General features: G+C 34.9%; 9 protein-coding genes. 8 read left to right on the top strand and 1 reads right to left on the bottom strand.

Annotated features, from left to right (window positions below):
- The 8 genes from MM213_RS07225 to MM213_RS07190 all read left to right on the top strand — a co-directional run.
- Positions 1 to 621, top strand: a 621-nt coding sequence (locus MM213_RS07225) for a hypothetical protein (protein WP_241410873.1), incomplete at its 5' end; no start/stop codon positions are given.
- A 2-nt stretch (positions 622 to 623) separates the two neighbouring features.
- On the top strand, positions 624 to 1,178 hold the full coding sequence (locus MM213_RS07220) for a DUF6705 family protein (protein WP_241410871.1): 555 nt from the start codon (positions 624 to 626) through the stop codon (positions 1,176 to 1,178).
- Positions 1,148 to 1,930 (top strand): hypothetical protein, encoded by a 783-nt coding sequence (locus MM213_RS07215; protein WP_241410869.1) that lies wholly within the window; start codon positions 1,148 to 1,150, stop codon positions 1,928 to 1,930. Before MM213_RS07220 ends, MM213_RS07215 begins: the two co-directional genes overlap by 31 nt.
- On the top strand, positions 1,927 to 2,388 hold the full coding sequence (locus MM213_RS07210; RefSeq protein ID WP_241410867.1) for a hypothetical protein: 462 nt from the start codon (positions 1,927 to 1,929) through the stop codon (positions 2,386 to 2,388). The genes MM213_RS07215 and MM213_RS07210 overlap by 4 nt, the downstream gene beginning before the upstream one ends.
- Before the next feature lie 41 nt (positions 2,389 to 2,429).
- Positions 2,430 to 2,705, top strand: coding sequence for a hypothetical protein (locus MM213_RS07205; protein ID WP_241410865.1), 276 nt, complete (start codon positions 2,430 to 2,432; stop codon positions 2,703 to 2,705).
- Between the two features lie 68 nt (positions 2,706 to 2,773).
- Positions 2,774 to 3,475, top strand: coding sequence for a SprT-like domain-containing protein (locus MM213_RS07200; RefSeq protein ID WP_241410863.1), 702 nt, complete (start codon positions 2,774 to 2,776; stop codon positions 3,473 to 3,475).
- Positions 3,438 to 4,022 carry a hypothetical protein gene (locus MM213_RS07195; protein ID WP_241410861.1) on the top strand — a complete coding sequence of 195 codons (585 nt, stop codon included), beginning with the start codon at positions 3,438 to 3,440 and terminating at the stop codon, positions 4,020 to 4,022. The genes MM213_RS07200 and MM213_RS07195 overlap by 38 nt, the downstream gene beginning before the upstream one ends.
- 72 nt (positions 4,023 to 4,094) lie before the next feature.
- Positions 4,095 to 4,640 (top strand): hypothetical protein, encoded by a 546-nt coding sequence (locus tag MM213_RS07190; RefSeq protein WP_241410859.1) that lies wholly within the window; start codon positions 4,095 to 4,097, stop codon positions 4,638 to 4,640.
- Between the two features lie 301 nt (positions 4,641 to 4,941).
- Here the strand turns inward: MM213_RS07190 and MM213_RS07185 are convergent, their stop codons facing one another.
- The gene (locus MM213_RS07185; RefSeq protein ID WP_241410857.1) at positions 4,942 to 7,374 is read right to left on the bottom strand and encodes a TonB-dependent receptor; all 2,433 of its coding nucleotides are present in this window, start codon (positions 7,372 to 7,374) and stop codon (positions 4,942 to 4,944) included.
- Positions 7,375 to 7,517: the final 143 nt, after the last annotated feature.

Here is a 7,517-nt window from a genome sequence, read left to right as displayed (position 1 = left end):
GAAGATCCTGCAGATATTTGTGAGCAAATACAACAACTTATCGCAGATAATGACTTTAAAATAAAAATGGGCGATTTGAAAAGTGCAGCCAATAATTTTAATTATGAAATTGGCTACAAAATGAACAGATACGAAGATGGGACTTTTGGATATGAATATGTTCAAGGGCTTCCAAATTCAGGCTCACTTGACGGATTAACAGTCAATTCCCCAATTGATGGATTAATCCATAGTCATAACCTAGGAACCGATATGCTTTCTATCTTTTCTTTATCTGATATTTTTGCTTTAGGAGCAATGGTTCAAGAGAATCTGATTAACAATATTGAAAATTTCGTTTTTGGCGTAGTAACTTCCGAAGGAACTTACCTACTAAGTATTTCTGACCCAATAGCGTTTTCTAATTTATCTTCTGGATTAGAAATATTAAGAAGCATCTATATTAATTATGTTAAGCCTGATAATTCTGCTTTGCAAAATGAAATTGGACTGTTTCAATTCCTAAACACTTCAAATTTAGGCCTTTCATTATACAAGGGTAATTTATCAAACTTTAATAGTTGGGATAGGGTCAGGAAAAATAATCAGGGAACAAATATTGTAAACTTAAACTGTAACTAATCATGAAATACTCATTAATTATATTATTAACTATTATCGTAATTGTTTTACCACTTAGTCAAAGTAAAGCTCAATTTAACATCAATGCGGAAAAATTGAAAGATTTAGAAGGGGCTTGGTTTTACCAGGATGAAAAAATAAATGTTCTCGTTCTTTTAGGTTATAAAAAAATAAATGAAACCCCCGAGAAACCATTTGTTTTTGGTTATATAAAATTGCTTGTAGACGGAAATCTAATATGTGATAATTTGGAGTTCGTTGAATTCTTAAACTCAAAAAACAGTTTTGATTTTTATGAAATTTTTGACGTAAAAAACCATCCTAATAGAATCCCTCCTATAATAATTTCAGCTAATGAAAAAGGAATATCTGGAGGTATTAAAATTCTTGAAAATGCAAATCCTGTCAACTTTACAGTAAAATTTGAAGATGATCATTTAGTTTTTGAGTTTATAAACTATCAAAGCCGACTAGATAAAAAGATAACTAAACTTGAAAATTATCCTTTCCCCGCAGTCCCATCAACATGGGTATTGAAGAAAAAAGTAGAAAAGTAAAAAGTGGACCTACCACATTAGAAGACTGTGGATTTCTGCAAATGATGGGGTATGATCTGGAGTGTGTCATAGATCTCTTTGAAATCAAAAAGGATTCAACTTTCATTGGAACTACCGCAGATTGTATTTATGAAAAGCTGAAGTCTATAGATGGGTTCAAAGACCTAGCATCAGGGTTTGAAGGTCTTGGGACAGAATTTGATGTGATACTTAAAATAGGAGCAACACAAAATGCATCAGCCAATGGCCAAGCATGGTGGAGAGGCTCCAATCAGCCAATAGAAATTACATTCAATGAAATAAAAATGAATAGATCTGCTTTAGAAGTAGCTAGGACTATCGTTCATGAGATGGTACACGCAGAATTATATAGGGCGATCAATACTACCAATCCCACAGAAAAGGAGCTGGATTTTAGAGAGACCTTCAATACTTATGTAATGATGTACAGAGGCTCAGCTGATCAACAACATAACCTGATGGCTGATGAATGGGTGACTAAGATGGGGGAGATTCTAAAAGATGTTCACCAAATGCTTGATTCAGATGGTTACAATACTTTCAAAAATGTCTACTATCCAAATGGTATTCCAGACCATTTTTACAAATCTGTTGCATGGGATGGGCTTCAAGGAACAATTGCTTGGAATTTGATGAAAAACATCACTACGACACCTCCAATAAAATCACCTCTTGAAATTATTACACAAGATATTGATAATGTGAAAAGAGGTAGAAAGAATTGTTTATGACGAATATAAGTAACATTTTACTTTCGCTATTAGTCTCATTAATATCGTTGGGTAGTTTTATTTCTGAAGATTGTTCTGGAAATAATGAAAAAATAATTTTGATTGTTAATAAAGACTCAAAACGTATTGATGTCTATGATAGAAATGGTAGTACAAGCGTTTGGGTAAGTTTTGGAAGCCCTAACCTGAGAGCCAATTTATTTCATATCCCTCCTGAAGTGAATCATTGGGAATATAGTCATGAAAAAGTTGAAGTTGGACATTTAGATTTGGCTAAATCACAAGTTTTATTTGCAGAAAATTTAGATTTTATGGATTGGGGAGATTTAGAACAATTAGGTAAAAAACAAAAAATCTACATGATCCTATATGAAGATTATATGTCCAAAGAAAGATTTGTTTGGAATAAAAAATTCACAGCTTACGAGGTTTGGGTGACTGCTGATGGACCGATTTAGCTTTGTTAAGTCATACAGTAATGAAAAGCTGAAGTCAATCGATGGATTCAAAGACCTTGCGTCTAGGTTTGATGGTCTTGGGACACAGTCTGACGACTCATTGTACTGGCTATTGGCTTGATTTTCCCTATTATGGTATACCTGGGGGTGTAGGCTCACAGCAGTCCATATACGTACAGCAGTGCTGGGACATGCCTACGGTGCCTGATGGGGGCCCGTCAACAGGTCCCAGCCATGATGAAGGAAGCCCAAGTGGTGGTGGTGGATCAGGTGCAGGATCCTATGGAGGTGTAGGTCCCTCACCTACATATGGATAGATGATCCTTTGAATTACTGTGATGGACCTGATTGTTTTCCTTTTCCGGAGGAATTGGAGGATCAGATTGTGAATGAACTTACTGACCCTTGTGCTAGTGAGATTTTTGAGTCAATTGGAAATGCTAGTAAAATCAATTCTCCTTTTGAAATAGGCACATCTAATCCTTTATCAAATTACGATTTTGCATCAGCGATTTATGAACTATTTGAAAAGTCTCAAAATTTTAATCTAATAATCAAAAATGATAATATTTCCGGTGTAAATGGATCCACTACAAGTGGGTTTAATAATAGTAATGGCAAAAAAGAAGTCACAATAACTTTGTCTAACCATTACTTAAATAATGCAACTCGGCTATCTATTGCTAGGACAATAATTCACGAAATGGTACATGGTTATATTGTCCATGAATTAAATTCGGGAAATTTTGATTTCATGAGTGATTTTGGTGATAAATATGAAAATTATCTTTTGGACAAAAATCCTGATATGAATAGGGCTCAACATGAGTTGATGGGAGGCTATGTTGATATGATGGCATTTTCTCTCAAAAAGTGGGATTCAATTTTTGGTGATGGTGGCGGGAACCTAGGGGATGATTATTATAGAGCTATGGCTTTTGGAGGGCTTTTTAAAACAAATACAAATACGCCTACTGATAGCTTTAAAGAATTGATACCAAAATCTAGTGATAGATTAAAGATTAAAAATATATTAAAAAACGAGCAAGATGGAAATGAAAATGCAAAAGGTGTTAAGTGCGATTAATTTAAGAAAACTTGTAATAAATGCTTTTATAGTTTTTATTATTCCGGTTTCGTTTGGATTTAGCCAAAATATCAATGCGTATCATTTCATGCTGAATGAATTCCTTGAATTTAATGATAAAGGAAAGATTGAATTGTTGCAAGAGGTAGATTTATCAATCGCTTGGATAGATTATTTAGAGGATACAGCATTTATACACAATGCTTTCAGACACGTCTTTACAAATGAAAGCATAGAAGGTCTTATTGCTCAAATAAATTTATCTGAGGCAAAGGAATTGATAAGAAGCACCACAGAATTCACTTGGGAAAGAAAAAAACTTAATCATACTTACAAATTGCGAAAAAAAATTTCAGAAAAAGGTTTGACATATAAATATAGTATCCCTATTATAGATAACGAGATTTGTATTTTAAGAGTCAAGAGTTTTGACTCTGTCAATAACATTGGTGACTATATCTACATCATGAAGAAGAATGAGAAAAATCAATGGCCTACGGCATGTATCCTTATTATTCATGAAATGTTCCCAGACTATGGTTATTGAAAATCAAATTGATTTTATTCAATCAAAATATCCATTCGGAAATATTATTTAAGGAGCAAAATGGAACAATTGATGCAAAAGGTAAAAAATGTGATTAAGCAATTTATTTTGACATTATGCTTTACTTTTTTTTCTGGAAAACTTTACGCTCAGGAAATAGTCGATGATAAATCTCATGAAAATTTTCAAAATCTTATTCAGAATTTTGAAGATCATGAAATTTTAAAAGCTATCAACATGAATGATGACTGGCTAATATATCTATCAGATTCAATAAATCTTCAAAATGGCCTAAGAGGCGCCTGTAGAGTTGAAAGTATAAATGAGGTAATCAGAGAATTCAAAATTCAAGAGATTCTTCTGAAAAACAAAAAGCTTGATACTTTGAAATTTTGGGATAGCGAAAAACTGCCTAGGCTAAACTTAATTGAAAAAAGCAATTTAAATTATTCCCAATACTCGCTTCCGATTATTCATGAAGATTGGGCAATAATCAGGTTTTTGCATTTTTCAGGAAAGAAAAAAACAGAGGATTCAATCTTCATTTTCCAGAAAAAAGATGATTATTGGGAAAGAGTTTGCCGTCTAATCATGGAAGCTACATACGTAAGTAAATAATTCGATTGACATTAAAAAAAACCTGTAATTTACATCTGGGCATCTAATGTCATTTTATTTACTGCGGGATAGTATTCAATTTTATAAAATCCCAATCCCAATTGAATATTATAAAAATTGAGCTTTACTAAGTCTCCAAAAACAAAGCCCCAAGGAATCCTTGGGGCCTGTTTTATTTCCGGAATTAACCTTCCTTTTATTATCCTATTTGAATCTATTTTTTCTGATAATGAAATGTTTTAAATTAACAGCTTGTCTGCCGCGGCTGATTTAACATTTTTAACCATTAACAACTCCCCCATCAATCCAATCTATCTCTCTCTTCAGTGCTTCCACTTCTGTTTGAGACCCTAAAGCTTTCTCCTTGAGCGAATTTATACCTCAAAGTCAATCTTACACCTTGATTACTCCTGTATTGCCTGAAAGATGTGTCAATCTGATCAAACTGCACATTGGCTCTGATCACCTGTGTTCTTAGCAAATCCGTACCATTGACAGTAAGTGTAAATTTATCTTTGGCAAATGACTTGGTGATACCTGCATCCAATCCTCCCATCGCTCCAATAGTCGCTTGACCCCAAAGCATTGGCCCCATATACATCCCGATGATTTCTGCTTTGAATCCCTTTGGCAAGACAAAATTATGCTGAGATCTCATCATGTAAGACACTTGTGAGACATCTAGCATTGCATCTCCAATCATTGACTTCCATTGTGCATAGTTCACTTGAACCATATTGTTGGTATTCCACCAAGGCGTGATTTCCAAAGGAACTATTGCCCTGAAGTTGATATTTTGTGACCTATCCAAGTTGGCATTGAATGTCGTAGTGGTTCTGGACTCTTCATCCTGTTCGAAGATTTGCTGAAAGACATCCGTAGTCAAGGAATATCCCAAACTAAACTGATATGCCCCTTTGATGACATGGTTCATTTCAAGATTGTGTGCATACTGAGGCCTCAAGTTTGGATTTCCTCTTTCAGTAGTCAATGGATCAATATAGAAAACAAAAGGGTTTAATAACCTGTAATTTGGCCTGGTTATTCTTCTGTTTGCATTGTATATAATCTGGTAGTCCTTACTCACTTTTTGTTGTACAAACACACTTGGAAACAGGTTGAAATACTTCTGAGAATTTTCTTGATCCAAAGTCACAGAAGTTCCGAGGATATCAGAATACTCTCCTCTCAAACCTGCCTGAAAACTCACTTTGTCTGAAAACTTACTTTTATAAGTGGCGTATGCTGCCAAAACATTTTCCTTGTATATAAACCTGTTGCTATTTGGATCTGGAGTGTAAGGTGCCTCTTCAATAGATCTAGCAAGATCTAAGTCATTATCAGACTTTACCCAACTTCCTTTCAAACCCGTTTCCAAAACCCTTCCCTTTCCAAATGGCTTGGTAAAATCAACCTTAGCCGTGAAAATATTATAGTCCATACTGTTGATATTTCTAATTCGGTCATTCAATGCTTGATCCTCTTCTTGATTCAACCAATAAGCATTTGACAAAACAGCCTCAGCGTCAGAACTCATATTAGTAAAATCAAAATCTGTAGTCAACTTAGTCCCCAAAGTATCCAAGAGCCCCACATAGTGGAAGTTTGCAAAGACCCTTCTATTTTGATCCTTACTGTCATTGAGAGATCTTAGAAAGTTTCTATCATTAGTCCCTGGATTTGAAACCTCTGTTAGTGCAGAGCTTATATCTTCCCCGTTTGATCCAGAAGCTTGTACACTTACTCCCACGCTATGATTCTTGTTGATTTCATAATCTGAACCTCCACTGAAGAATAGATTTTTGTTTCTTGTCGTAATCCTACTTTCTTGGTCAAAATTCGAAATACCTTCTTCTAACTGAAAGTTTCTGTTGATTTCTAAATCATTGAAAACTGCATATTCACTATAGTTTAGACTTGCATTGTTTGTCCATTTGCCTTTTTTGGCATTTACAGTCACTCCTGTATTTGGAGCAAATTGTCCATTGTATTGACCTCCTACTTGAACACTTCCAAATACACCGTCAATGTTATTTCTTTTCAATTTGATATTGATCACTCCAGCGCCACCTTCAGCATCAAACCTTGATGTGGGATTGTTGATGATTTCCAGGCTTTTGATATTGTCAGCTGGCATTGCCCTTAAGAAATTAGCCAGATCTTCTGCACTCATGTATGTTTGGCGGTCATTGATCATCACAGTCACGCCTGATCTTCCGTTGAGGTTGATGACTCCATTTTGATCTACATATATTCCTGGAGATCTACCGATGACGTCTAAGGCTGTATTGCCTTCAGCCATTACTGTCCCTTCTATGTTTACTGTTGTTTTGTCAGGTTCGATGATTACTTCAGGTCTTGTAGCTCTCACGGTCACCTCACCAAGTGCTGCGATCTCTTCTTCCATTGTGATGGTTCCAAAATCCTTTTTGTCACCAGATTGAATTTCAAAAGATTCAGAATTGAAAGTTTCAAACCCTAGTGATGAAATTACAAGCTGCATCTTTCCAGTTTTGGAAGATTCTATTTTAAAGCTCCCTGTCTCGTCAGTGACAGCACCTGTTAGCAATGATCCGCTTTGGGCGTCCATCAACATGACGTTTACGAAAGGAAGAGATTCTCCTTTTTGATCTTTTACCTGACCTGTAATTTCTGTCATATCTTTTGCCGCTAGATTGCTCATTCCCAAAAAGAAGAAGAAAAAGATCGTGAATACTTGTATTGTGATTTTCATTAGTGTTGGAATTAATTGTGTCCGTATTGTTTGGTATCCTCCCTAATGAAAAACAAGTGCCAAAGCAAAAAATAATATATAACATACTGTTTTTCAGTATTTTAAAAAACAAAACAAAATCTTATGTGTATCATAATCGTACA

Source organism: Belliella alkalica (assembly GCF_022549785.1).
GTDB classification, from domain to species: Bacteria; Bacteroidota; Bacteroidia; order Cytophagales; family Cyclobacteriaceae; genus Belliella; species Belliella alkalica.
This window is presented reverse-complemented; position numbering and strand designations above follow the sequence as displayed.

What these genes read in the sequence shown, in the direction of transcription:
- MM213_RS07220 (WP_241410871.1), top strand. Translation starts at nt 624, where the DNA reads ATGAAATACTCATTAATTATATTATTAACTATTATCGTAATTGTTTTA.
- MM213_RS07215 (WP_241410869.1), top strand. Translation starts at nt 1,148, where the DNA reads ATGGGTATTGAAGAAAAAAGTAGAAAAGTAAAAAGTGGACCTACCACA.
- MM213_RS07210 (WP_241410867.1), top strand. Translation starts at nt 1,927, where the DNA reads ATGACGAATATAAGTAACATTTTACTTTCGCTATTAGTCTCATTAATA.
- MM213_RS07205 (WP_241410865.1), top strand. Translation starts at nt 2,430, where the DNA reads ATGGATTCAAAGACCTTGCGTCTAGGTTTGATGGTCTTGGGACACAGT.
- MM213_RS07195 (WP_241410861.1), top strand. Translation starts at nt 3,438, where the DNA reads ATGGAAATGAAAATGCAAAAGGTGTTAAGTGCGATTAATTTAAGAAAA.
- MM213_RS07190 (WP_241410859.1), top strand. Translation starts at nt 4,095, where the DNA reads ATGCAAAAGGTAAAAAATGTGATTAAGCAATTTATTTTGACATTATGC.
- MM213_RS07185 (WP_241410857.1), bottom strand. Translation starts at nt 7,374, where the DNA reads ATGAAAATCACAATACAAGTATTCACGATCTTTTTCTTCTTCTTTTTG.